Below are 24,004 nucleotides of genomic sequence, written 5' to 3' on the forward strand. Positions count from 1 at the left end.
GATGCAGGCCTTTCCCTACACGCTGGCCCCCAGCACATTGCCCAAACTGGGTTTGATCGTTTTGGCCGCAGACGAAACGCTAGAAGAAGACATGCGCCGGATTTTCCCGCCAGATGTCGCGCGGCTCCACGTGACGCGTATTCCGTCAGATACCGCTCTGAACCCCGATACGATCCACGCGATGGAGGCTGCGCTGCCCTTGGCCGCGGCGCTGTTTCCCGCAACCGCGCATTTCGAGAGCGTCGGCTATGGCTGCACCTCTGGCACAACATTGATTGGCGAAGGCCGCGTGGCAGAGCTGGTGTCTGGCGCAGTCTCGACCCACCATGTCAGTAACCCGTTGACCGCAACGCTCGCCGCAATCCAAACCTTGGGCATCCGTCGATTGGGGCTGGTGTCGCCGTACATCGACACCGTTGCGGGGCCGGTGAAAGAGGCGTTTGAAGGGCGGGACATCTCTGTTCCCGCCACCCTATCATTTGGCGAAGAGCAAGAGGCCAACGTCGCGCGCATCGCGCCCGCATCCATCTGCGACGCAGCGCGAGCCCTCGCCCAAGAGGGCGAGATCGACGGCATTTTCTTGTCCTGCACCAATCTTAGAACGCTGGACATCATCCCTAAGCTGGAGACTGAACTGGCGCTTCCTGTGCTAAGCTCCAACCAAACCTTGGCTTGGCATATGGCTGCGCAGGCCGGTCTGCTGGAGCAGGCCAACGGCGTCGGTAGGCTCTGGTCCGCCTCTGCACCGGCACCCTGATCAGGCGTGGCGCGGTGCTCGGCGGCGCACGCTCGCCCCCCGACCCGGCAAAGACAATGTTGCGTCTCCACGCGGACTACGCGAGATGACTTTGCCTTTGGACACCACCGCCAACCGCGCAGGGCGCAAGCGCAGCGCATCCACCGGCCCTGCTGCATCCAGCACCACCAACGAGGCCAGCGCGCCCTTGCGCAGACCGAAATCAGAGAGCCCCATGATCTGCGCGTTCGTTTCGGTGACCATGGTAAAGCAGCGCGCCATCTCGGCCGGATGGGTCATCTGCGCCACGTGCATTCCCATAAAAGCAACATCCAGCATGTCAGCCGTCCCCAGCGAATACCAAGGGTCCAGCACGCAGTCCTGACCCCATCCCACAGTGATCCCCGCGGCTTGCATCTCCTTGACCCGCGTCAGGCCACGGCGTTTGGGATAGGTGTCATGACGCCCTTGCAGTACGATGTTGATCAAGGGGTTCGGGATCGCAGCAATCTCTGCCTCCGCAATCAACGGCAGCAGTTTCGACACATAGTAATTGTCCATCGAATGCATCGAAGTCAGGTGCGATCCGGCAACCCGGCCCTGCAGGCCCAAACGCTGGGTTTCAAAGGCCAATGTCTCGATATGGCGGCTAAGCGGGTCGTCGGTTTCATCGCAATGGATATCCACGCGCAAGCCCCGGTCCGCTGCGATCTGGCACAGGTCGGTCAGGCTGTCCGCGCCCGCCTGCATCGTCCGCTCGAAATGGGGAATGCCGCCGACAATCTCGATCCCCATATCCAGCGCGCGGATCAGGTTCTCGCGCCCGTTCGGCGCGCGGTAAAGGCCATCCTGCGGAAAGGCGACCAGTTGCAGATCAATGTAGTCTTTGACCTTTTCGCGCACTTCCAACATAGCGGTGGCGGTGTTCAGGTGATCGGGCGTCGTGTCCACATGGCTGCGAATGGCAAGCAGCCCCATCGACGCCGCCCAATCGCAATAAGTCAGCGCCCGCTCGACCATTTCGTCCACCGTCGCGATATCCCGCAGCTCGCCCCAAAGGGAAATGCCCTCTAGAAGCGTGCCAGAGGCGTTCACTCGCGGCAGCCCGTAGCTGAGCGTTGCGTCCAAATGGAAATGGGGATCACAGAACGGCGCCGAGACCAGATCACCGCTGGCATCGATGACCTCGGCGGCCTCGCCCTCAATCACAGGGGCGATATCGGCAATCCGGTCGCCATTGATCGCAATATCCATGACAGAGCCGTCGGGCAGTGTCCCGCCTTTAACCAAGAGATCGAACATCATCGTGTTCCTTTATTAAATGGGACCATCAAGGCGGCGGGCACCTGTGCGCTGCGCGACATCAGAACCAGCGCCAGAATGGACAGCACATAGGGCATCATCAAGAAAATCTGGTAGGGAATGACCGTGCCGAGGCTGGTCTGCTGCACTCGGATTTGTAGCGCATCGAATGCGGCAAACAGGATCGCGCCGAGCAAAGCTTTGCCCGGCCGCCATGCCCCGAAAACCACCAGCGCGATACAGATCCAGCCGCGTCCGCCGACCATATCGAAAAAGAAGCTGTCGAACGCGGACATGGTCAGGAACGCCCCGCCGACGGCCATCAAGCCACTGCCGACAACCACTGCGCCCATGCGGATGGCGGTGACGGATAGACCTTGGGCCGCGACGGCAGATGGATTCTCGCCCGCGGCGCGCACAGCCAGCCCAAGGGGCGTGCGGAACAGCACAAACGCCGTCAGGGCCGCCACGACGAACGCTGCATAGGTCAGCGGCGTCTGAGAAAAGAGCGCCTGCCCCAACAGGGGGATGTCCGACAAGAGCGGGATTTCAAGCGGCTGGAACGCTTCAATTTTCGGGGGCGAAGAGACTTCGGGCAGAACAACGCGGTAGGTGTAGAATGTCACCGACGTCGCCAAGAGCGTGATCCCCACGCCGACCACGTGTTGGGACAGCCCGAACGGCACGGACAGCACAGAATGCAGCAACCCAAACGCCATCCCAACGAACATCGCGACCGCAACCCCGCCCCACAGGGGCAGACCGGCCCAGACAGAAATCCAGCCGGCAAAGGCACCCGCGACCATGATCCCCTCGATCCCGAGGTTCAACACGCCTGCCCGCTCGCAAATCAGCTCGCCGATTGTCGCAAAGATCAGTGGGCTGGCGATACGGATCGCCGCCGCCCAAAAGGACGCTGAGAGCAGGATATCAAGCAGCTCCATCAGTCCCTCCTGACGCGGAATTTGGTGAACAGGATCGCCAGAACCATGAGCAGCAGCGCCGAGGCCAGCATGATGTCAGCCAGATAGGTCGGCACACCGATAGCGCGGCTCATGCTGTCTGCGCCGACGAAAATGATCGCCACGAAAAGCGCAGCCGCCACGACCCCGAGCGGGTTCAGCAGCGCCAGCATTGCGACCACGATGCCGGTGTACCCAAATCCCGGAGACAGATCGAGCGTCAGCGACCCCTTGAGCCCTGCGACTTCGGAAAAGCCGCCCAACGCCGCCAAACCGCCAGACAACAGCGCCGTTTTCAGGATGACTTTGGTGACCGGTATGCCCGCAAAGCGCGCCGCTTCGGGGTTTTGGCCAACAGCGCGCATCTCGAACCCCAAGGTCGTTTTGCGGTCAATCACCCAGACCGCCACCGCGCAGATCAAAGCCAGCGCAAACCCCCAGTGAAGGCGCAGGCCCTCGACGATGCGGGGCAAACGGGCCTCGGGGATCAGGCGGGCGGACTTGGGCCATCCCATGCCCATCGGGTCCTTGAGCGGACCTTCGAGCAGGTAGGAGACAAACAACAGAAAGATGAAATTGAACAGCAACGTCGTGACGACTTCGTCCACGCCGAAACGGGTCTTCAGCATAGCCGGGATCAGCAGCACGATGGCGCCCGCAAGCGCTGCGCCAATTGCAAGTGTAGGCAACAAGATCGGCGCTGGCCACGCCAAGGCGCCAGTCCCCAAAACCACGGTGATCACTGCCCCCGCATAAAGCTGCGCTTCGGCCCCGATGTTCCACAGCTTGGCGCGGAAGGCGACGGCGACGGCGAGGCCTGTGAAAATCAGCGGCGTCGCGCGGTTCAGGGTTTCAAGCAGCGCAAATTGGGAACCCAAAGCCCCTTTGAAGATCAGGCCGAAGACCGCAAACGGGTTGCCACCGGCGATCTGCGCTAATAGCGCGGCGATAACAAAAGACGCCACAATGGCCAGCATTGGCGGAAAGATCCGGCGGCTGACACTTGGCTGAGAAATCGCTTCAAGACGCATGGGCAAACCCTTGTCCTGCCATCCATTTCCCCAGTTCGGCAACCGTCAGAGCGCCGCGTTGGAACGCAGGGCTCAGCCGCCCTTCGGAGATCACATGGATTTTGTCCGACAGCTTCATGATCTCGTCCAGATCTTCGGAGATCAGCAGGATGGCCGAACCGCTTTCGCGCGCAGCGGCGAGCCGCGCATGGACATAGTTCACCGCCCCGATATCAAGGCCCCGTACAGGCTGGTTCGCCACAATGATCTGCGGGTTTTCCTCTAGCACGCGGCCCAAGATAAGCTTCTGCATGTTGCCTCCAGACAAGAGCCGGATGCGGGTCTCGGGTCCCGGAGAGCGGACATCGTAGGTCTGGATCAAGTGTTCAGTGTGGCGACGCGCTTTGGTCCAGTCCATCCATCCGGCGCGAGCGAAATCAGTCTGGTAGGTCTCTAGGATTGCGTTCTCGGTCAGGTCAAAATCAGCGATTGTGCCGGTCTTGTGCCGATCTTCGGGGATACGGCCGACACCGTGGGCGATGGCCGTGCGCGCGTCCCATTGCGCCGGTGTTTGGCCTGCGATCTGCATCTCGCCGGACTGAAGGGTCAGAACGCCACTGATCAGGTCCGACAAAGCCCCCTGCCCGTTACCAGATACCCCCGCGATGCCAGTGATCTGGCCCGCATTCAGGGTCAGGTCCACATCCTGCAGCATTCCGGCGCAGGCCCCAGTCAAGGTCAGCAGCGCGGGACCTGCGGGCAAGGCTGGCACTTCGGGTGCTCGGACTTCGCCGCCGACCATGATGCTGGCCAGCTCTTCGGCGTTGGTGCCACCAATCTCGCGCTCGGCTACCAGACGCCCGTGGCGCAGGACCAACACACGGTGGGCAATCGCCATGACTTCGTGCAGCTTGTGGGAGATAAAGACGATGGACAGCCCCATGCTGATCGCCTCTCGCAGGGTCGCGAACAGGGCCTCGGTTTCTTGGGGCGTCAGAACGGCGGTCGGCTCGTCTAAAATCAGCACCTTTGCTTCGCGGTACAGTGCCTTGAGGATTTCGACCCTCTGCCGTTCACCAACGGTCAGCGCGCCGACGCGGGCGTCGGGATCTACCGTCAGATGAAATCGCGCGGACAGATCGCGGATTTTGTCTTTGACCCGCGCGGGCCGCAGGCTGAATGCCCCCAGTCCTTGCGTGCCAAGGGCGATGTTCTCCCAAACGGTCAGATTATCGGCCAGCGTGAAGTGCTGGTGCACCATCCCCACGCCTGCGTCCAAAGCGGCACGAGGAGCGCCTGCGGGCAAAGGTTTCCCAAACGCCTCGACCATCCCTTCGTCCGCCGAATACTGGCCGAAAAGGATGTTCATCAACGTGGTCTTACCCGCCCCGTTTTCACCCAGCAGCGCGATGACCTCTCCTTTGTGCAAGGAAAAGCTGATGTCTTCATTCGCGGTGACAGAGCCGAACCGCTTGGTGATGCCTTGCATGCGCAGAACGGGATCACCCCGTTCCGCGCCCATTCTCAGTGCGGTCATTTACGAGGATTTCGGCTCTTCGTCGTTGATCTCGACCACGTATTCGCCGGACTTGATCGCGGCTTCGCGCTCGGCCACCAGATCCAGCGCCTCTTGGGGGATTTTACCTTCGAAGGTGCCGTAAGGGGCGAGTGAGCAACCGCCCTCTTTCATGAACGAGTAGATGCCGTAGTCCTCGGCGGTGAAGGTGCCGTCTTTGACCTTGGCGATGGCAGCGTTCAGGGTCGGCTCAAAGTGCCAAATGGCCGAGGCAACAACTGTTTCAGGATAGTCGGGCTGCGTGTCGATGACGTTGCCGATGGCAAGAATACCCTTCTCCGCCGCGGCATCGGACACGCCGAAACGCTCTGCATAAAGCAAGTCCGCGCCGTTCTCGATCATGGCATAGGCGGTCTCTTTGGCTTTGGGCGGATCGAACCAGCTGCCGATGAAGGACACTTGAAACTCCATGTCAGGCTTCATCTCTTTGGCGCCCGCCATGAAAGCATGCATAAGGCGGTTCACCTCGGGGATGGGGAAGCCGCCGACCATGCCGATCTTACCGTTTTCGGACATAGCGCCCGCAATGATGCCAGACAGATAGGATGCGTCCTGAATGTAGTTATCAAAGACAGACAGGTTCGGAACGGCTGGGTCCTCTTTGAACGACGAGCCCATCAGGAAAGCCACGTCGGGATAGTCCGCGGCCACTTCGCGCGCTTCGGCCTCTACCCCGAAAATCTCGCCGACAATTAGGTCGTAGCCCTGTTCGGCGTATTCCCGCATCACGCGGGGATAGTCGGTGTTCGCGGTGTTTTCCGAGTAAGTATATTCGATGTCGCCAGCCTCTTGGGCGGCGGTGGCCGCAATGTGGATGCGGCTGACCCACTGCTGTTCGACGGGCACCGTGTAGATACCTGCGACTTTCAGAACTTTGCCGTCTTGGGCAAAGGCTCCGGCGGGCAGCGCCACAGCGACAGCGGCCCCCGCGATCGAGGATTTCAGAAACGACCGGCGCGACGGGGTCTGGAACGACGATTTGAACACGATTGGGCTCCCAGTTGGTCTTTGTGATTGAGTTTTGACCAAGTGGTTCATTTTGAAAGCAGCGCTGTCAAAGACTTCTGCTCCGCCGGACCAGCAAGACGGTGTTGCGCACGCCAAGTCGCCCAAAAAACAATCACCGCCCTTGGGCGACCCAAGGACGGTGACATGTCGTGTTAACCTGATGGCAGAGCTTAGAAGCCCGCGCCCACCACGCCGTTGATGGCCATGTAGATGCCAGCCGACAGCAGCGCTGCTGCGGGCACAGTGATCACCCACGCGGCGATGATGGTCATGAAGTGCGAGCGGCGCACCAGTTTGCGGCGGCGGCGCTCTTCTGGGGCGATCTCGGGGTTGCCAACCACGGCTTTGGCCGCGCGCATCCGGCGGGCCGCATCCCACTCGCGGAAGAAGCCCACGCCAAACACGCCGCCCACAGCAATGTGGGTCGAGCTGACGGGCAGACCCAGCCAGCTGGCCACGATCACGGTGATCGCTGCGGACAGCGCCACACAGTAAGCGCGCATCGGGTTCAGTTTGGTGATTTGGTTGCCGACCATTTTGATCAGTTTGGGGCCAAACAGAAACAGGCCGAACGAAATCCCCAGCGCGCCAATGACCATAACCCAGGTCGGGATGCCGAAGGCATGGGTGAAATCACCGGTTTCCGTCGCCTGCACGATGGCCGCCAAGGGGCCAACCGCGTTCGCCACGTCGTTCGCACCATGGGCAAAGCTGAGCAGTGCCGCCGAGACGATCAGCGGAATGCCGAACAGTTTCTTCAGGGATTTGTTCCGGTTCTCAAGACCTTCGGACTGTTTACGGATGATCGGGATCATCACCAGCCAAATCACAATCGCAGAGGCCAGACCGATCAGAAGGGCGTCGCTGAAATCGATCTTGATGATCTTTTTCACGCCTTTGACCGACAGATAAGTGGCAAAGGCACCGCCCATGATCCCGACCAGCACCGGTACCCAACGACGGGCCGACGCGATTTTGTCTTCGCGGTAGATGATGTTCGACTTGATGAACCACAGAAAGGCTGCAGCAATCACGCCACCCAGCAGCGGTGAGATCACCCAAGAGGCCGCAATCGCGCCCATTTTGCCCCAGCTGACCGCCGCAAAGCCTGCGGCTGTGATGCCAGCGCCCATCACGCCGCCGACAACAGAGTGTGTCGTCGAAACGGGTGCGCCGATCCATGTGGCAAGGTTCACCCAAAGCGCCGAAGCCAGCAGCGCCGCCATCATCGCAGTGACGAAAGAGCCAGAGGTTCCCATGCTTTCGGGGGCGATGATGCCTTTGGCAATCGTCGAGACGACGTCCCCGCCCGCGATCAGCGCACCCGCGCTTTCAAAGACAACAGCGATGGCGATGGCGCCACCCATGGTCAATGCATTTGCACCAACGGCGGGGCCCATGTTGTTCGCAACGTCGTTCGCGCCGATGTTCAACGCCATGTACGCGCCAAAGGCCGCAGCAATGACCACGACCAGAGAGTGGTCCGCGCCGCCAAACAGGACGGCAGCAACAATCGCAGCGAAGACGACAAACAAAAGACTGGCGCCAAGGCCGATCAATGGGCGGCTCACGTAGCCGGTGGCTTGTTCCAGCGTCGTTAGACGCCCCAGATCGCGATCCAGCGTCTCTAGATGGCGCGGATCAATATCGTTGTTCGACATTTTGCCCTCCTTGGTTCCAGAGGGCGTTAGGGGAATTATGACAGTTTTACAACAATGGCCCTGCGGACCTATCCCAATTAATTAGAAATCGCGCAGGATTTCCTGAAGACCGGGTTCATCGACCATGTTTGCCGCATCGCGGGGGCGGACCCAAGCGCGCTTGCGCTGCGTCGCCTCAGGGAAGTCGTCTTCCAGCTTAGTGACGCGCACCGGATAGACCAGAACTTCGACATCGACAGGCAGTCCGCTGCCTTTGATTTTCTTGTAGTTAAAAGACCCGAGCGGTTCGTCAGGTTCGGCGTGAGGGCGCACGCCCGCCTCTTCCCATGCTTCGACCACGGCTGCCTGCCCTGCATTGAGCCCGCGCATCGTCCACCCCTTTGGGATCACCCAACGCCCCGTGCCGCGGCTGGTGATCAGCAGGACTTGCTTCTCACCCTCGGCCTCGCGGTAGCACAGCGCTGCTGTTTGCAGCTGGCTTGGCCGCTGCATCATCGGAAGGACGTAGTCGTTAAAAGAGCTCTTGAGGAGTGCGGCGATGCCGTTATTCAAATCTTGGCCTTTCTTATTGTTCATTTTTACCTGCTCGTCTGAAGCAACAAACATACCATTCAAATAGGCGGAGTCCGACAAAGGACTAGTTAACCCCCTGTAACTTCCTGCAAAAAAGTCGCATTTGCCTGTTTTACTGGCGCTTTTGAGAGCCTATTTACATCGTGGGGACAGGATATAATCCAAAACGTCCATCGAAAGCAATATTTTTAAAGCACTTTTGATGGATGGTGCTCTGTCCAGCAAGGGCGCAAGATCCCTTCGTTTCGTTGCGCCATGAAACAAGAGGGCACCGAAGCGCCCCCTTGCTCATGCACTAAGACAAAGATCAGGCAGACTGTCCTTCGTCCAGCAGCTCGTTTGCGCGCGCCAGAATGGCCGCGCCATCCAGACCGCGATCGTTCAGCTTCTGCACCCATTCGTCGTGGACCGGTGCGGCCAGTTCGCGCCAGCTCTCGATCTCTTCGGCTGCGATTTCGCCGATGGTGTTGCCGTTGTTGACGACGACCTCTTTGCCTTTGGCTTCGAATGCGTCGAACTGCTTGCCGATACGCTCGGACAAGCCAATGCCGGAGTGGTCGTCAATCACCTTGCGCAGATCGTCGGGCATGCCCTCGTAGGCGCGTTCGTTCATCAACAGCGAGAAAGTGTTGGCATAAAGGCCACGGCCCGCAGGCGCCGGCGCCGAGGTGTACTTGGTCAGTTCTTGCAGCTTGAAGGCAGGCACAACCTCGTAGGGCAGACAGCAACCGTCGATCACGCCGTTGGACAGGCCCACAACCATGTCGGTCACGGGGAAGAACACAGTCTCTGCTCCCATGTTTTCCAGCATTTTACCGGTCGCTTGGTTCGGGGCGCGGAGCTTCAGGCCCTTCAGGTCATCAGCGGTCTGGATCAGACCCTCGCGGGTGTGGATCTTGCCGCCATCATGGGTGTGGAAGGCTAGAGTCTTGGTGCCGCGATACTCGTCCTGACCGAACTCATCCATCAGCTTGTGCATCACGACCGAAGTCTTTTCGGCGTTAGTGACCATATAGGGCAGCGCCAGCGTTTCCGCGACGGGGAAGCGGTCGGGCGTGTAAACGGGCAGCGTCCAGGTGATGTCGCAGATGCCCTGACGGACCTGATCGGCCAGCTGCGGGGGTTTGCCACCCAGCTGCATCGATGGATAGAGGTCAATCTTGATCCCGCCTTCGGACGCGGTTTCGATATCGTTGATCCACTGGGCAAAGAATACCGAGTTCATCGGTGCGGGCGCGGGCAGCATGCAGTGCAGCTTGAGCGTCACTTCTGCAGCATTGGCGCGGCGCACAAAAGCGGGGGCGGCGAGTGAAGCGCCCAAGCTGGCCAAGGCAGTCCGGCGTGTCATGTTCATGGTCATAGTTCTCCTCCGTGTTGGTCCGGCTCTCCCTGCCGGCCCATTGTTATGGGCATAAACCCTTCTGCGTCGGCGCTGGTCAGACCTGCGCCGAAACAAAATCCTCCTTGGTCAGGATGCTCCCCTGCCCCATCGCCTTGCGCGTCCTCATATGCGCTCTGGCGTTGTTGACGGTCTCAACCGCTGTCACCTGATCTCCCTTCAGGCGCAGCACGGTGCCATCAGGCAGAGTTTCGGCTGCATCGGTCGCTTCGGCAAGCCCCGCAATCTGCAATTTCCAATCGGATTGGTCCGACCAGAACCAAGGGACGGCCCGATACGCGCTCTGGTCCCCTGTCACGAGGCGCTTGGCGATCAATCGGGCGTGGTCTGTTGCGGCCTGAACGCTCTCGAGGCGGACAAGCCGCCCTGTCGCGGGATCGGGGAAACAGGCGCAGTCGCCCAAGGCCGAGATTGATGGGTCGCTGGTCAACAGCGTGCTCCCAACGACGATCCCGTTATCCACGTCCAGCCCCGCGTCCAGCGCTAGTTCAACGTTCGGGACGACGCCAGCAGCCAGCAAAACGAAATCTGCGGAAATCTGCGTGCCGTCCGCCAAGGTCATCCCGTCCGGCGTGACAGCTGCCACAGGACTGGCGAGGCGAATGTCGGTCCCCATGTCCCGGTGTTTCTGGGCAAAGCGGTCTGACATCTGGGATGACACTGCGCGGCCCATCAGCCGTGCGCCAGCCTCTGCGACAGTGACATGGTGCCCTGCCGCTCGGGCAACAGCCGCAAATTCCAGACCGATGAACCCGCCGCCGATGACGCCGATCCTCTCTGCTCGCGCCAAAGCATCCCTCAGCGCGGCTGCGTCCGCCAAAGTCCGCAGATCGCGGGTATGCTCCAGACCGCTGATGGGTGGGCGCATGTTGCGCGTCCCTGTCGCGAGGATCAGATGATCATAGGCCAGATCCTCGTCGGCGATCTGGATGCGCTGTGCCCGACGATCAATCGCATCGACCCGTGTGCCCTTGCGCAACTCAATGGCATTTGTGTCGTAAAACGCCGCAGGACGCAGGGCCAATTGGCCTGCGTCTCCGGTCTTCATATAGGCTTTGGACAAGGGCGGCCGTTGATAGGGCGCCTCTGGTTCTTCGCCGATCAGGATGATCCGCCCGTCATAACCCTCTTGCCGCAAAGAGGCTGCGGCCTGAAATCCGCCTTGCCCCGCGCCAACGATAACAATCTGGCCGATCATTCGACCGGAACCGGCAGATGAACGATCAAGCCGTCCAGCCCCTCTGTGACAGTGATCTGGCAACTCAGTCGCGATGTGTCGCGGACCTCGTCCTCGGCGCACTCCAGCATATCTTGCTCGCCCTCGGACGCAGAGCCTGTACGGTCGTCGTCGATATAGCAGTGGCACGTCGCGCACATCATCGCGCCGCCGCATTCAGCGAAAATGCCGTCAATGCTGTGGGCTAGTGCAGTTTGCATGATGCTGTCGCCCTCGCGGGCCTCGACAGTCTGGCTCGCGCCATCCGGCTGGACGAACGTAATCTTCGCCATGAATTCCTCCCTCAAAGAATGGTGTGCTGGCCCGCTTAGTTCAGTGTGACCGGCAGGTTCAGCGGACCGCGGAACCCGAACCCGCTCCAGACCACTTTGGACGGGTCCTCGAGCGTCATGTTCGGAAAGCGGTCAAACAGAAGCGGCAACATGATCTGCCCCAAGGTCCGGCGCGCCACCTGCGCGCCCGCGCAATGGTGCGGCCCACTGCCAAAAGACTGATGCGGGTGCTTTTCGCGGAAAACGTTGAAGTCCTCGCCTGTGTCGCCGTAAATCGCCTCGTCACGGTTGGCCGAGGCTTGAATGGTCAGAACGCGCTCGTCTTTGGCGACAGCGACGTCCCCGATCTCGACATCCTGTGTCACGCGGCGACCAGAGACCTGAATGGGCGCCACCCAGCGCACCCCCTCTTCAAAGGCATCGTCCCAGCATTCCTGCCGCTTCACTTCCTCGAACTGGTCAGGGTTGGTCAGCAGGCCGTACACTATCGTCGCCAAAGCATCGCGGGGCTCGTTGATCCCGCCCCCGATGGCGATTTTCACGTTGGCGTACATCTGGCTCAGCGGGATCGGATTGCGGGCGTTCAGCATCACCGAGAATGCAGAGTTGTTCGGCTCGGACTTGTGGCGCGGGATGATACGCTCGAACAGGGCGTTCATCTCGGCATTGGCCTGATCCGAGATTTCGAACAGCTTGGGCTCGTAGCCAAAATTTCCGGCCCCATCGATCAGTGCCTGCGACCAGCGGATCATCTCTTCGTCTGTCGCCTCCTCCAGTCCCAGCATGTGGGCCAGAATGCGGGCCGCGACGGGCGCGCAAAGGTCGGCAAACAGGTCCACCGTCTCACCTCGCGGCAAACGCGAGACGTATTCGTCGGCCAAGCGAGCATACAGGTCCGCCCAGTCTGACCGGATCACCTTGGGCGAAAAGGCAGGCTGCATAGCCATCCGTTCGGCCCGATGCTCTGCCCCGTCCTTGCGCATCAGGGTGTGAGCTTGAAACGCGGGCTTCATCGGAGTGGTCGGATCGTCCGAGCTGAAAGTCTCGGGGTTTTCCTTGATCCACTTGGTGTGTTCGGCGCGGGTGACCAGAATGCGGCCTGTCTGCGCCATCCGCACGACGGGCGTTTCAGCACGCATCCGCTTGTAGATCGGGTAAGGGTCGCGTGTGAGGTCGGCCAAGGTGACCGCCTCGTTCAAGGGAACATCCAGCATCTACAGGTCTCCTCCCAAAGCTGTAGTTGATCTACTGAACCAAATAATGGGCCTATCAATCAATGCGATTGATTAGATAAGCTGCATCTGAAATTCCGATTCACCTGCGTATGCAAGGAGGGGACATGCGCAAACCCGTCGATATCATGGCCACGGACTTCCGTGCGCTCGAGGTGCTGGTCCGTGTCTACCACCTTGGATCTTTTACCCGCGCGGCAGAAGAGCTGGACCTCAACCAGTCGGTGGTCAGCTACACGATCGAAAAACTGCGGGGGGTATTCGACGACCCCCTGTTCGTACGCGAAGGGCGTCAGTTGATCCCCACGCCGCGTTGCGAGGAAGTCGTGATAGCGGCGGGGGATCTGCTGGCCCAATTTGCGGGGATCACCGCAGCAGGTGCGTTTAATTCGTCCAGCAGCACGGACACGATCACCATCGCCTGCAACTACTATGAACGGGCGCTGATCATTCCCCATCTTGTCCACGCCATGCGCGCCGAGGCGCCGAACATCAAGATCGAGATCGTAGATGCGTCCTATCTAGGTCATGACAAGCTGATGCGGATGGAGGCAGACCTGCTGATCGGGCCTTTTGTACAGCTTGGGGCGGCGTTCTATAGCCGCACGCTCTACGAGGACCCCTACGTCTGCATGATGGACCCAGCCAATCCGGCGGCCAAAGGACCACTCAGCCTAGAGCAATATCTCGCGCTAGAGCATGTCTACATCACGTACGGCGGCAATTGGAAATCGCGGTATATGCAGGTGCTTGAGGCGCAGGGGCACGCTCTGTCGATCGCCATGAGGACGCCGAGCCCCGCGGGCATCCGCAACCTGATTTCCGGCACCGAACTCGCCGTGACCGTGGGCGCACGTCTGTCGCGTCACTTGGGCGAAGGTCTGTTTCTCACCCCTTGTCCAGTCGAAGCTCCGGTCGCAATACAGATGGTTTGGACCGCCCGCACCCACGAGTCAGCCATGCACAAATGGGTCCGCAACCACGTGGTACAGACCGTTCGCGCCACCGCCTGAATCACGGCGTGGCAAGGTATTCGTAGTCGCCACTCAGGTTCAGCGTCAGGGTCACGGGCACGTCAGATCGGTTGCGCCAATACCAGCCATGCATGCCCTCGAACGCGGCGGTTAACGCGCCCGAGCGCGCCGTCTTGTTCCGGTTCTTGTCGTAGCTGATTTCACCGCCAGCGCCGTCCCCGTGCATATCGTAATTCAGGGAACCGCCCTCTGCGCGCCATTCGAACTGCGCGGTCTGCCCCTTGAACATTTCCATCTTGGCCTCGATGCCTTGATCCGGTTGCAGGGTGTAGGTCCATGTATCCCGCCACGCCTCTGGCGCGGACGCTTCGGGGACCTTGGACATCGGCGCAGCCCCAGCCGCAAGCTTTGCATTCAAGGCCGCCAACTGGCTTTCAATCTCGGCGAGCCGCGCCAGTACCTGTGGGTCCCCGGCCGCTTCGGCTTCTGCCTCGTCTGCCAATTGCTGTTTGATCTCGCCCATCTCGGTCAGACCGATCTTGCGGCCAAAACCTGTCAGGTCGACCCCATATTCTGCGGGCAGCCACACCAAAACCAGCAGCGCGCCCGCCACCAGCGCAGCGCCCACAGTCGCACCAACCAGACCGCCGCCACTGGCCTCGACCCCGCGAATATGGGCTTGGGATTTCGAAGAAGGCATCGCGTACTCCGTCGCTTCAGGCCAGCACGTAGCCAGCGATTTGATAGCCCATCAGGGCAAAGCCCGCAGTCATCATCAGGACATTGACCGCATACGCCTGCCGCACAAAGGCGGGCCTGCGCCGCCAGCGCGTCATCACAGCCAAAATAGCCGCCAAGGCCAAGAGCTGCCCGATCTCGACCCCGACATTGAAGGACAGCAAGTTCACCCACAGTCCCTCTGGGGCGATGTCGTAGTCCAGAATTTTCGACGCCAGACCAAATCCGTGCAGCAAGCCAAATATCAGGGTCGCAATCCGCGTATCCGGCTGCACCCCGAACCACCTCTGAAACGCGCCCAGATTGTCCAGCGCCTTGTACACCACCGAAAATCCTATAATCACGTCAATGATATAGCTGTTGAGGCCGAAATCGAACCACACCCCCAGCAGCATGGTCGACGAATGACCGACGGCAAAGAGTGTCACATAGAGGCCAATCTCCTTCATCCCGTAGAGAAAGAAGATCACCCCAAGCAGAAACAGGATGTGATCGTATCCGGTTACCATGTGCTTGGCGCCCAAATAGACGAACGGCACAATATGTGGGCCAGAAATTTCCTGAATGTAACCTTTGTCACCCTGTGCGACCGCATGGGCAAAGGCCGGATGGGCGAGGAGAAAGAAAACAAGCGCCAAACTGACCAGCGCCCAGACGCGCCCGCCCATCATGAGCGATATCTTTGAGTGATGGGTCTTGGCAGGCATTCGGGTGTCTCATCCTTGGCGCTTTCTGCCAGTCTCGACCAAGCGGGCGGACCGGGCCAGAGAGACGTTGGTCGAAGCCTTAGCCCCGCGCGCCATGGGCAGGGATGGCGCAGCGCGGATCCGTGCCATCCGCAGGACTGGACAGGCCGCTTTCGTCGATGCGCTGCCCGCGCCAGTTGCCAAAGATGTAGTACACGATAGCCATCAGCATGGTCGCCACGAAAGCGGCGGGGAAGCTGATCCAGATTGCGTCCGCGCCGTAGGTCGGCTGAAGCGCATAGATCAGGCCCAGTCGCACTGGGTAGAGGGACACCGTCAGGATCAGCAGCGGTACAATCACCTGCCCCGCCGCACGGACTGTGCCGAATAGCACCTGACTAACGCCAAATGCCACAAAGCCCCAAGTCGCCACACGTAGGATGTGTTCAGCAAGGTCCATCGCGCCCTCGGAACCGGTCAGAAACACGCCCAACGCCAAGCGATCCGCCAAAAGCAACAGCACCACAAGTCCACCGGTAAGCGCAAAGTTGAAACCTATTCCGGCACGGGTGATGCGGGCGACACGCTCCATCTTGCCCGCGCCAATATTTTGAGCCGCCATCGCCGATACTGCGCCGCCCAAAGCCATGGCCGGCATCTGCACATAGGTCCAGATTTGCTGGGTCGCGCCATAGGCCGCGGTGCTGTCCACGCCCTCGGCATTGATCAGACGCAGCACAGTCAGCGCGGCCGTGGTCACGACGATCATTTGCAAGCCAATCGGCAGCCCCTTTTGCACCACCAGGCGCAGGATCTCCGGATCAGGGCGCAGATACGCCAATTCCTTGCCTCGTAGCCGCAGGGGTAAGTCGCGCGCGTAGATATACGCCAGCATCGCCGCCAATGTCAGGTAATTGGCGACAGCCGTCGACAAGGCCGAGCCCGCAATCCCAAGGGCAGGCAACGGCCCGAGGCCCAGGATGAACACAGGGTTCAGCATGGCCCCCAACGACACCGCTATGATCATGAAGCGCAGAGGCGTGGTTGCGTCGCCCTCCCCGCGCAGGGTCATCATCAGCATCGTCTGGATCAAGAGCGCGGGCACCGCGACAAAGGTCAGCTGCAGATACGCCCGCGCCAAGTCCCGAATGTCCTGAGCCGTGCCCAGCAAATCCAATAGATGTGGCGCGAGGAAATAGCCTGCCACCGCCACAAGCGTGACCAAGGGCAGAAAGCTGCCCACGGCCGTCCCGACCACGCGGCGCGCTCGGTCCGTATTGCCAGCCCCCACGGCCTGCCCCACAAGGATCGTGGCCGCCATTCCAAAGCCAAAAACAAAGCTGGTCAGCAAAAACATGATCAGGTTGCCGTTCGTGGTCGCGGCCAAGGCCGCCTCTCCCAGCAGGTTGCCGACCCACGCGCTGTCAATGGAACCGTTGGCAGATTGCAGGACAGAACTGCCCAAAGTCGGCAGCGCAAAGAGCAGAAGTCGGCTGGCGATCGGCCCTTCGGTCAAAGGTCTGTCCTGCGCCATTACTCAGTCTCCTATCCGTGCGGCCTTGGGCTCTTTGAGATGGTATGTGTGGACAGACACGAGGCTTTCAATCACGCTTAGGGGCGCAAACGCCGCACACGGGATGTGCACCAAGTGCCTCTGAAAAAGGGAACTTTTCCTGCCCGCCCTGCGGCTTTGCGTCCCGCGCAGTGGGCGTGTCGCGGTCTTGCATGAACTTGGCGCACGGGGCTATCCCCTTGGAACGATTGGCCAGTAGGCCTTATGGACGAGTCCCCGATGCAGAACTTTCTGATCCTTCTGACCACGGTTGCAACGGCGGCGGTGCTGATGCACCCGCGCGTGGCCAACGCACCGCTTTGGCGGGCGACCATCACGCCGCTTGCCTCGATCATCGGTAGTGGATTTCTGGTGCTGGGACCGATCCTCAAGGAGAATTACGGCGCCTACGCCCCACTGATCATGCTGGGGCTCTGCGCGGCGGCCTATCTCTTTGGCGGGGCGATCAGGTACAACATGGCCAGCCTTGCAGCCCGCACGCGTGGCGGAACCGAGCGGCGACTAGAGACGCTCGCCTCTTGGATGTTGGCCTTTGCCTACGTGATCTCGGTTGCCTATTACATCAATCTCTTTGGCTCCTTTGGCGTCAGTCTGACTACGGTGGACGACGCCTACCATGCGCGCCTCTTGGCGAGTGCGCTGTTCGTCCTGATCCTGCTGGTCGGATGGACCCGAGGGTTCGCCGCAATGGAGCGGCTCGAGCAGATCTCTGTGGGCATCAAACTGGCGATCATCATGGGTCTGCTCTGCGGGCTTGCGCTATATTTCGGCGAGCAGGCCAAAGCAGGCGCTTTGTCAGCACCCCCGCCAACGTTGGGGCTTTGGGGCGCAATCACGCTGGGTTTTGGCCTGATCGTCACGGTCCAAGGGTTCGAGACCTCGCGCTACCTGACCCATGTCTACGACTGGCGGGTCTGCACCCGCTCGATGAAGATCGCGCAGGCCAGTTCGACTATGATCTACATGGTGTACATCGCGCTTCTGACCTACGCCCTGCCCGCGATGGCGATGCCTTCGGACGAAACGGCGATCATCGACGCGATGGAGATTGTCGCACCGATCCTGCCGCTTCTGCTAGTGGCGGCGGCCCTCAGCGCGCAACTAAGCGCAGCCGTCGCAGATACCAGCGGCTCTGGCGGTTTGGTCGAAGAGTTGACTGATGGCCGGATTTCGCCCCGCCAAGGCTATGCGGTTCTGGTGGGCATTGGTCTGGTACTGACGTGGACGACGAATGTCTTTCAGATCATCAGCTACGCGTCGCGGGCCTTTGCCGCCTATTACGCTCTGCAAAGTGCGATCGCGACGGTCCACTCTATACGGCAGCGAAAAACTGTCCGCACCGGGATGTATGGTGTAGCAACAGTGTTGGCGGGGCTGATCGTGCTATTCGGGCGACCGGTGGAGTAAGACGCGCCCTAAAGCCTATCCTCCACCGCAGACTTCGGCACGGCAGGCCATAAACGTAGCGCCAAAGCGACGCCGATGATTGCAACGCTCGCGAGCCCGACCAAGGCCGTCACCGCCCCAAACCCCGACATCAACCAGCCCGCCAAGGGGTAGCAGATCAACCAGCAGGCATGGGACAACGCAAACTGCGCCGCAAATAGCGCGGGCCGATCCGCCGATCCCGCCGACCGGCGCAGCAATCGGCCCGATGGCGTCTGAAGGCAGGCCCAGCCCAAACCGCTTAGCAGCCAGCCGCCAAGAAGCGCGGCCCAGCTCAGCTCCGATATCACGATAACCGCAGCAAGTGCCAAGAGCGCAGCGATCATTAGCCCAGCCCCCAGCAGCATCACTGGACGGTCTGCCATGCGGTCCAGCACACGTGGCAACGCCAAAGCTGCGAGCATGGACCCTGCCCCATAAGCGAACATCGTCCACGCCAGCGCCTGTTCATCTAAACCTAGCACGCCGCGCACCAAAACCACCGAATTGATCAGAACCATCGCGCCTGCCGCAGCAGCCGTTAAATTCAAGGCCAACAGCCCCCGTAACCGAGGGGTCTGCAAATACATCCTGATACCGCGCGTGGTGCGCTCGTAAACGCTGCGCTGTGGCGTCGCCGTAGCGTCGGGCAAAGCGGTCGTCAGCACCAGCACCGCCGCGCCCAGAAAACCAGCCGCCGTCCCCCAGAACAGCCCGTTCGACGAAACCACCATCAACAGCAGCGCGGCGATGGTCGGGCTCGCAATATTCTCAAGATCATGGGCCAGTCGCGACAACGACAGTGCGCGCGTGTACTGCGCCTCGTCCGGCAGAACATCGGGGATCGTGGCTTGGAACGTCGGCGTATAAGCAGCCGAGGCCGATTGCATGACAAAGATCAGGCCGTAAATCTGCCACACCTCGGTGACAAAAGGCAGGCACGCGGCGGTCAACGCTCTGATCAGGCTCAGACCCACCAACAGTTTTTTGCGATCCCACGTCCCGACAAAGGCCCCAGCGACAGGGGCTATTCCGACATAGGCGATCATCTTGATTGTGAAAACGGTGCCCAGAACCATTGCGGCCCCGCCCCCCGCCAAATCATAGGCCAAGAGCCCCAAGGCGACCGTCGCCAGACCCGTGCCAAGCAGGGTGACTACCTGCGAAAGGAACAGATGCAAATAGGTGCGATTGCGTAGAACATACAGCATGCCAGACCTCGGGCGGGGGCTTCAGGCCATCCTACACGCACAGGGCCCGCTTAGCGCAAGTCATGAAATAGCAGGCTTGCGCGCCAAGCGTTTAGTCGCTGTCCGACTTCCGTTCCCGCAAGATGGTAAAGACACCGCTCAGGATAATGATCCCCGCCCCGACAAAGGTTACGCTGTCCGGCACCTCGTTCCAGAACAGCCAGCCCAGGCCCGTGGCCCAGACCAGTGCTGTATAATCGAGCGGTGCCACCACTGCCGCTGGGGCCAGCCGGAACGCCTGTGTCATCAGGGTCATTCCAGCTGTGCCGAACAGCGCGATGCCTGCAAAGAGCCACAGATCCTCGGCCCGCACGGCTTGCCAAAAGAACGGCACGATCCCCGCACTCAACACCACCCCAGCACCAGTGAGATACAGCAGCAGGGTCCACACACTCTCGGCGCTGTCGACGAAACGGGCGCTCAACATCAGCAGGGCGTAGACAAAGGCGGTGGCAACGGGCAACAGCATGACCAGTTCGAACGCCGCCGTGCCCGGCCGTACAATCACCAGAACGCCCGCAAAACCGACCAGCACGGCAGACCATCGCCGCCAGCCCACTTGCTCCTTGAGGAACACAGCCGAGATCGCTGTGATGAAAAGTGGGGCGACAAAGATGAGCGCCGTCGCCTCGGCCAGCCCCAGATACCGGATGCTGGTAAAGAACAGGACCGTCGCTCCGATCCATAGGATGCCGCGTAAAAGATGCGCCATGGGCGTGCGCGACCACAAGGCTCCTGCACCGCCCATGCGCCACGCGATAAGGATGGCAAAGGGCAGCGCAATCAGATTGCGCAAGAACATGATCTGGATCGGTGCATAGTACTGGGTCAACGTCTTGGCCATGGCATCACTGACACACAGACTGGCCACGCCGATCGTCATCAGGGCGATCCCCGCGGCGGTGGTATCGACGGACTTTTCAGTGAGTGCGGTCATGGCATGAGCCCCCCCTTGCAAGCTGCAACCCTAACAGACGCCCGCCGCTTGTCATGCAATTTGATCATATTGCGTCCTGCACAGGGCAGCCTATTGAAATCGCGAAGAAAAGAAATAGCCCGAGCGTAGAGGCACGGGTGGCCCTTGGGCGCGTGTCTGCGTAGGGTGCGCGCAACACGACCCAAAACAAAGGACCCGCCCCATGGCCAAAGCCATCCATTCGATGATCCGCGTACTGAACGAAGAACGCTCGGTTGCCTTCTATGAAAAAGCGTTTGGCCTGACCGTGGCTGACCGTCTGGACTTCGCCGACTTCACGCTGGTCTACCTGAGCAATCCCGAGTCCGACTTCGAACTGGAACTGACCGTCAACAAAAGCCAGAGCGAGCCCTACGATCTGGGCAACGGCTACGGCCACTTTGCTGTGTCAGTCGAAGATGCTGCCGCAGAGCACGCCCGTTTCGAAGCCGAAGGCCTGTCCCCCCGCAAGCTGGTCGATTTCGCACCCGGTGGCGAAGTGATCGCGCGCTTCTTCTTTGTGCAAGACCCCGACGGTTACGAGATTGAGGTGCTACAGCGCGGCGGCCGATACAAATAATCGCGGCCCGTTGGTGCGGGGCTGTTAGCATGTCCGGCAGTCCCAAGCGCACAGGAGGCCCATGTGAAACTTGCTGTCATCGCCGATATCCACGGAAATTCAGACGCGTTGAGGGCGGTTTTGAGCGACATGGATCGGCAAGAGATCACGCAGGCGGTCAACCTTGGCGACCACTTCAGCGGACCGATGGATGCCGCTGGGACCGCTGAACTGCTGCTGGCCCGTGATTTCCCGTCGATCCGCGGGAACCACGACCGCTGGCTGATCGAAACGCCGGCAGAAGAGATGGACACGCTAGAACGCATTTCCTCTGCCCAACTCTTGGATCACCACGTCGACTGGCTGCGTGGCTTGCCCGCGACACGGACGCTTGGGGATATCTTCTTGTGCCATGCGACCCCCAAAGACGATTTGACCTATTGGCTCGAGCATGTGTCCCCTGACGGGTCTGTTAGGCCTGCCACTTTGCCGGAGATCGAACCTCATGCCGCAGGGATCAAGGTAAGCCTGTTCCTGTGCGCGCACACTCACATACCGCGCTGCGTTCGTCTGCCGGACGGGCGCACAATACTGAACCCCGGCAGCGTCGGCTGTCCGGCCTATAAGGACGACGCGCCGTATTATCACGAAATGCAGACAGGCTCGCCGAACGCCTCTTACGCCATTGCGGAACAGACAAGCCAAGGTTGGGACGTGACCTTTCGCTCGGTGCCCTACGATCCGGCCCGCATGATTGCGATGGCGCATGACAACGACCATGGCTGGTGGGAGACAAGGCTCGCGACTGGCTGGGTGTGATCAGGGCTGTGCCCAATCCATTCTACGCTGCTCCCAGATCTTTTCGCCGACAAGGCAATCGGACGGATCACGCAAGGCGTACTGGATTGGTTGCACATTCTCGGTCATGGGCAAGGACGCGATTTCCAGCACCAGTTTGCGGCGCACCGCTTCGGCGAAATCCTCCCAATTCAGGACGGGGATCACAAAGGAACCAGGCCCGCCGATCACGCAGGTTTCGTAGTAATAATCCAGATTGTCGAGATGCCATTGGGTGCCCATGCCCTCTTTGGTCATGAGCGGTAGGCCATTGATTACGATCCCTTCGGCAACCACGGCATCACGAGTTGGGGCGACCGGACGGCCTTGATTGTTTGGCCCATCGCCAGAGATATCGATGACTTTGCGCATGCCCTCGTATGAATTGGACTGGATGAACTCTGCACCGAACGACAACGCCTCCGAGATCGAGGTCCGGCGCTGCCCAATCGTAAAGGAATTTAGCAGCGTGTCGGCAAAACCGTTCAGATCCTCTTGGCTCTCAATCACCGTCCAGTCGATGATCACGTTTTGCGATCCAGCCCATTCGACGTAGCTGATCGCCACCTTCTGCAAAAGACCCGAGCGCACCGCCGCATACACGCCAGCAGACCGAAGCGCAGCCGCATATCCCTGCCGCTGGATTTCCAACTCGTTCTGGGTCATCGAGCGGGACACATCGACCATGAGAACCAGCTCTAGGTCGACCTCTATGGTTTGTGCCTGTGCAGGCAGCGCCAGCCACGCGGCGGATAGAAAGGCGAAATGTCGATGCATGGTGAAAGCGTCCGGCATCGACCCGCGATTGGTCAAATCACAAAGAAATTAACTCGCCCGCCCGCCAACTAGGCAATCGTACGCAAAACCGCAGCGACAATGGCCTCTGGGGCGTCCTCTTGGACCAAATGCCCTGCGTTTGGGATCGGGGTCATCGGGCGGGCGGTGAGACGGCTGGCCAGCTCTTGGCCCTTGGCCATCGGGATCCACCCATCCTCGGCCCCCCACAGAACGGTCACAGGGCAGTCCATGCGGTCATAAAGACCTTCGACTTCGTCAGTAAAGCGTTGATCCATCTGGGCAATCTGGCGGTAAAACGCGGGCTGCCCCACAGGTCCCGTCCAAGGGGCGGCGTAGATCTGCAATGCCTCTTCGGACAGAAGCTTGTGCGCGGCCGTTTGCAGATACGCCCGCAGCATTGCGTCGTGCATGTAGGCTGGCATCCCCGCAAACGCGGCCTCGTGGTGGCGCACATGCTGGACAAAGGGCGAGCCCCACGGCGCCAAGGCCACTGCGTCGAAAATGGTCAGGGACGCATAGCGCAAACCGTCCAAATAATAGCCACGCAAGGCAGTCGCGCCGCCAAAATCATGGGCAAGGATGTCGGGCCGCTCTAGCCCCCACTCCTGCAGCAGACCTGCCAGAATCCTGTTCTGCACTCCTAACGAGACATCCTGATCCGCCCGCATTTCTGACTGCCCATAACCCGCGAGGTCGAAATAATAGACCGTCCGCCGATCACAAAGATGCGGCACAATCCGCCGCCAGACCTGCGACGAGAACGGCGTGCCGTGGATCGCGACCAAGGGCGGGCCCGCCCCTATTTGACCCCACCGAATAGCGTTGCCTTCGATAATGGATGTGTTGGGCAGATCAAGCATCGTACGACTCGCATTGTCATTTAGCTAATTAACTATATGATAGCCGTCATGGAGCGATCAACACAAATCAAAGCAATGGCGAGCGAACAGCGGCTCAAGATTTTGCACCTGCTGGCCCGTCCGGCAGACCATTTCGGCGACCAGTGGTCGGCGGACCCTGCGGAGTTCGGCGTATGCATGACCTTGATCGCCGAAGCATTGGGCGTCTCGCAACCCACGGCCAGCCGTCATCTCGACATCCTGAAGCAAGCCGGTTTCATCACCGTGCAGCGCCACATGAAGTGGTCTTATTGCAAGCGGGATGAGACCGCGATCAGCGGCTATCTAGAGTGGCTTCGCGCCGAGTTGGGCGCAGAGGCAGAAATATAAAAGCGGGGCACC

Annotated in this window: 24 protein-coding genes; 6 read left to right on the forward strand and 18 right to left on the reverse strand. The window is 60.4% G+C overall.

The window, feature by feature from the left end:
• The first annotated feature begins 1 nt into the window (after position 1).
• Entirely contained in the window at positions 2–757 is a 756-nt protein-coding gene (locus tag N4A58_RS20530; protein ID WP_293713237.1) for an Asp/Glu racemase, read from the forward strand.
• On the opposite strand, the gene N4A58_RS20535 is transcribed toward N4A58_RS20530, so the two are convergent.
• From N4A58_RS20535 to N4A58_RS20585, 11 genes are all read right to left on the reverse strand, one after another.
• On the reverse strand, positions 758–2,038 hold the full coding sequence (locus tag N4A58_RS20535; protein WP_293713239.1) for an amidohydrolase family protein: 1,281 nt from the start codon (positions 2,036–2,038) through the stop codon (positions 758–760).
• The gene (locus tag N4A58_RS20540) at positions 2,038–2,982 is read right to left on the reverse strand and encodes an ABC transporter permease (RefSeq protein ID WP_293713241.1); all 945 of its coding nucleotides are present in this window, start codon (positions 2,980–2,982) and stop codon (positions 2,038–2,040) included. The genes N4A58_RS20535 and N4A58_RS20540 overlap by 1 nt, the downstream gene beginning before the upstream one ends.
• Positions 2,982–4,031 (reverse strand): ABC transporter permease, encoded by a 1,050-nt coding sequence (locus N4A58_RS20545; RefSeq protein WP_293713365.1) that lies wholly within the window; start codon positions 4,029–4,031, stop codon positions 2,982–2,984. The genes N4A58_RS20540 and N4A58_RS20545 overlap by 1 nt, the downstream gene beginning before the upstream one ends.
• Positions 4,021–5,547, reverse strand: coding sequence for an ABC transporter ATP-binding protein (locus N4A58_RS20550; protein ID WP_293713243.1), 1,527 nt, complete (start codon positions 5,545–5,547; stop codon positions 4,021–4,023). The genes N4A58_RS20545 and N4A58_RS20550 overlap by 11 nt, the downstream gene beginning before the upstream one ends.
• Positions 5,548–6,519, reverse strand: coding sequence for a BMP family protein (locus N4A58_RS20555; protein WP_245780398.1), 972 nt, complete (start codon positions 6,517–6,519; stop codon positions 5,548–5,550).
• A 245-nt stretch (positions 6,520–6,764) separates the two neighbouring features.
• Complete coding sequence (locus N4A58_RS20560) at positions 6,765–8,255, reverse strand: inorganic phosphate transporter (RefSeq protein WP_293713245.1); 1,491 nt, start codon at positions 8,253–8,255, stop codon at positions 6,765–6,767.
• Positions 8,256–8,336: 81 nt separating this feature from the next.
• Positions 8,337–8,831, reverse strand: a complete 495-nt coding sequence (locus tag N4A58_RS20565; protein WP_293713246.1) for an NUDIX hydrolase — start codon at positions 8,829–8,831, stop codon at positions 8,337–8,339.
• A gap of 304 nt (positions 8,832–9,135) precedes the next feature.
• Entirely contained in the window at positions 9,136–10,188 is a 1,053-nt protein-coding gene (locus N4A58_RS20570) for a TRAP transporter substrate-binding protein (RefSeq protein ID WP_293713247.1), read from the reverse strand.
• A 76-nt stretch (positions 10,189–10,264) separates the two neighbouring features.
• Complete coding sequence (locus tag N4A58_RS20575; RefSeq protein ID WP_293713249.1) at positions 10,265–11,425, reverse strand: FAD-dependent oxidoreductase; 1,161 nt, start codon at positions 11,423–11,425, stop codon at positions 10,265–10,267.
• Positions 11,422–11,736, reverse strand: coding sequence for a 2Fe-2S iron-sulfur cluster-binding protein (locus N4A58_RS20580; RefSeq protein ID WP_293713251.1), 315 nt, complete (start codon positions 11,734–11,736; stop codon positions 11,422–11,424). Before N4A58_RS20580 ends, N4A58_RS20575 begins: the two co-directional genes overlap by 4 nt.
• Positions 11,737–11,771: 35 nt before the next feature.
• Complete coding sequence (locus tag N4A58_RS20585; RefSeq protein WP_293713253.1) at positions 11,772–12,950, reverse strand: cytochrome P450; 1,179 nt, start codon at positions 12,948–12,950, stop codon at positions 11,772–11,774.
• A gap of 125 nt (positions 12,951–13,075) precedes the next feature.
• On the opposite strand from N4A58_RS20585, the gene N4A58_RS20590 reads away from it, so the two are divergent.
• Complete coding sequence (locus tag N4A58_RS20590) at positions 13,076–13,981, forward strand: LysR family transcriptional regulator (protein WP_293713255.1); 906 nt, start codon at positions 13,076–13,078, stop codon at positions 13,979–13,981.
• A 1-nt stretch (position 13,982) separates the two neighbouring features.
• Here the strand turns inward: N4A58_RS20590 and N4A58_RS20595 are convergent, their stop codons facing one another.
• From N4A58_RS20595 to N4A58_RS20605, 3 genes are all read right to left on the reverse strand, one after another.
• Complete coding sequence (locus N4A58_RS20595) at positions 13,983–14,642, reverse strand: transmembrane anchor protein (RefSeq protein WP_293713257.1); 660 nt, start codon at positions 14,640–14,642, stop codon at positions 13,983–13,985.
• A gap of 16 nt (positions 14,643–14,658) precedes the next feature.
• On the reverse strand, positions 14,659–15,387 hold the full coding sequence (locus N4A58_RS20600) for a HupE/UreJ family protein (protein WP_293713259.1): 729 nt from the start codon (positions 15,385–15,387) through the stop codon (positions 14,659–14,661).
• 79 nt (positions 15,388–15,466) lie between these two features.
• Entirely contained in the window at positions 15,467–16,900 is a 1,434-nt protein-coding gene (locus tag N4A58_RS20605; RefSeq protein WP_293713261.1) for an MATE family efflux transporter, read from the reverse strand.
• Between the two features lie 258 nt (positions 16,901–17,158).
• On the opposite strand from N4A58_RS20605, the gene N4A58_RS20610 reads away from it, so the two are divergent.
• Entirely contained in the window at positions 17,159–18,346 is a 1,188-nt protein-coding gene (locus N4A58_RS20610) for a hypothetical protein (protein ID WP_293713263.1), read from the forward strand.
• An 8-nt stretch (positions 18,347–18,354) separates the two neighbouring features.
• On the opposite strand, the gene N4A58_RS20615 is transcribed toward N4A58_RS20610, so the two are convergent.
• Together N4A58_RS20615 and N4A58_RS20620 are read right to left on the reverse strand one after the other, a co-directional pair.
• Positions 18,355–19,575: an MFS transporter gene (locus tag N4A58_RS20615; RefSeq protein ID WP_293713264.1), complete on the reverse strand. Its 1,221-nt coding sequence runs from the start codon at positions 19,573–19,575 to the stop codon at positions 18,355–18,357.
• A 91-nt stretch (positions 19,576–19,666) separates the two neighbouring features.
• Positions 19,667–20,551 carry a DMT family transporter gene (locus tag N4A58_RS20620; RefSeq protein WP_293713266.1) on the reverse strand — a complete coding sequence of 295 codons (885 nt, stop codon included), beginning with the start codon at positions 20,549–20,551 and terminating at the stop codon, positions 19,667–19,669.
• 202 nt (positions 20,552–20,753) lie between these two features.
• On the opposite strand from N4A58_RS20620, the gene N4A58_RS20625 reads away from it, so the two are divergent.
• Both N4A58_RS20625 and N4A58_RS20630 read left to right on the forward strand, forming a co-directional pair.
• Positions 20,754–21,149: a VOC family protein gene (locus N4A58_RS20625; RefSeq protein ID WP_293713268.1), complete on the forward strand. Its 396-nt coding sequence runs from the start codon at positions 20,754–20,756 to the stop codon at positions 21,147–21,149.
• A 63-nt stretch (positions 21,150–21,212) separates the two neighbouring features.
• Positions 21,213–21,947 carry a metallophosphoesterase family protein gene (locus N4A58_RS20630; RefSeq protein ID WP_293713270.1) on the forward strand — a complete coding sequence of 245 codons (735 nt, stop codon included), beginning with the start codon at positions 21,213–21,215 and terminating at the stop codon, positions 21,945–21,947.
• Here the strand turns inward: N4A58_RS20630 and N4A58_RS20635 are convergent, their stop codons facing one another.
• A complete protein-coding gene (locus N4A58_RS20635; protein ID WP_293713272.1) occupies positions 21,948–22,742 on the reverse strand; it encodes a DUF1194 domain-containing protein in 795 nt (264 codons plus the stop codon).
• Between the two features lie 68 nt (positions 22,743–22,810).
• Positions 22,811–23,623, reverse strand: a complete 813-nt coding sequence (locus N4A58_RS20640) for an alpha/beta hydrolase (RefSeq protein ID WP_293713292.1) — start codon at positions 23,621–23,623, stop codon at positions 22,811–22,813.
• Between the two features lie 48 nt (positions 23,624–23,671).
• On the opposite strand from N4A58_RS20640, the gene N4A58_RS20645 reads away from it, so the two are divergent.
• Positions 23,672–23,992, forward strand: coding sequence for a helix-turn-helix transcriptional regulator (locus N4A58_RS20645; protein ID WP_293713294.1), 321 nt, complete (start codon positions 23,672–23,674; stop codon positions 23,990–23,992).
• The last annotated feature ends 12 nt before the right edge of the window (positions 23,993–24,004 follow it).

Origin of the sequence: Donghicola sp., from assembly GCF_025210255.1 — a bacterium.
Taxonomy (GTDB): domain Bacteria; phylum Pseudomonadota; class Alphaproteobacteria; order Rhodobacterales; family Rhodobacteraceae; genus Donghicola; species Donghicola eburneus.

Coding starts and splice junctions, on each gene's coding strand:
- N4A58_RS20610 (WP_293713263.1), top strand. CDS start 17,159: ATGCAGAACTTTCTGATCCTTCTGACCACGGTTGCAACGGCGGCGGTG.
- N4A58_RS20595 (WP_293713257.1), bottom strand. CDS start 14,642: ATGCCTTCTTCGAAATCCCAAGCCCATATTCGCGGGGTCGAGGCCAGT.
- N4A58_RS20535 (WP_293713239.1), bottom strand. CDS start 2,038: ATGTTCGATCTCTTGGTTAAAGGCGGGACACTGCCCGACGGCTCTGTC.
- N4A58_RS20590 (WP_293713255.1), top strand. CDS start 13,076: ATGCGCAAACCCGTCGATATCATGGCCACGGACTTCCGTGCGCTCGAG.
- N4A58_RS20545 (WP_293713365.1), bottom strand. CDS start 4,031: ATGCGTCTTGAAGCGATTTCTCAGCCAAGTGTCAGCCGCCGGATCTTT.
- N4A58_RS20640 (WP_293713292.1), bottom strand. CDS start 23,623: ATGCTTGATCTGCCCAACACATCCATTATCGAAGGCAACGCTATTCGG.
- N4A58_RS20540 (WP_293713241.1), bottom strand. CDS start 2,982: ATGGAGCTGCTTGATATCCTGCTCTCAGCGTCCTTTTGGGCGGCGGCG.
- N4A58_RS20585 (WP_293713253.1), bottom strand. CDS start 12,950: ATGCTGGATGTTCCCTTGAACGAGGCGGTCACCTTGGCCGACCTCACA.
- N4A58_RS20570 (WP_293713247.1), bottom strand. CDS start 10,188: ATGACCATGAACATGACACGCCGGACTGCCTTGGCCAGCTTGGGCGCT.
- N4A58_RS20645 (WP_293713294.1), top strand. CDS start 23,672: ATGGAGCGATCAACACAAATCAAAGCAATGGCGAGCGAACAGCGGCTC.
- N4A58_RS20635 (WP_293713272.1), bottom strand. CDS start 22,742: ATGCATCGACATTTCGCCTTTCTATCCGCCGCGTGGCTGGCGCTGCCT.
- N4A58_RS20565 (WP_293713246.1), bottom strand. CDS start 8,831: ATGAACAATAAGAAAGGCCAAGATTTGAATAACGGCATCGCCGCACTC.
- N4A58_RS20615 (WP_293713264.1), bottom strand. CDS start 19,575: ATGCTGTATGTTCTACGCAATCGCACCTATTTGCATCTGTTCCTTTCG.
- N4A58_RS20620 (WP_293713266.1), bottom strand. CDS start 20,551: ATGACCGCACTCACTGAAAAGTCCGTCGATACCACCGCCGCGGGGATC.
- N4A58_RS20550 (WP_293713243.1), bottom strand. CDS start 5,547: ATGACCGCACTGAGAATGGGCGCGGAACGGGGTGATCCCGTTCTGCGC.
- N4A58_RS20580 (WP_293713251.1), bottom strand. CDS start 11,736: ATGGCGAAGATTACGTTCGTCCAGCCGGATGGCGCGAGCCAGACTGTC.
- N4A58_RS20575 (WP_293713249.1), bottom strand. CDS start 11,425: ATGATCGGCCAGATTGTTATCGTTGGCGCGGGGCAAGGCGGATTTCAG.
- N4A58_RS20530 (WP_293713237.1), top strand. CDS start 2: ATGCAGGCCTTTCCCTACACGCTGGCCCCCAGCACATTGCCCAAACTG.
- N4A58_RS20560 (WP_293713245.1), bottom strand. CDS start 8,255: ATGTCGAACAACGATATTGATCCGCGCCATCTAGAGACGCTGGATCGC.
- N4A58_RS20605 (WP_293713261.1), bottom strand. CDS start 16,900: ATGGCGCAGGACAGACCTTTGACCGAAGGGCCGATCGCCAGCCGACTT.
- N4A58_RS20625 (WP_293713268.1), top strand. CDS start 20,754: ATGGCCAAAGCCATCCATTCGATGATCCGCGTACTGAACGAAGAACGC.
- N4A58_RS20600 (WP_293713259.1), bottom strand. CDS start 15,387: ATGCCTGCCAAGACCCATCACTCAAAGATATCGCTCATGATGGGCGGG.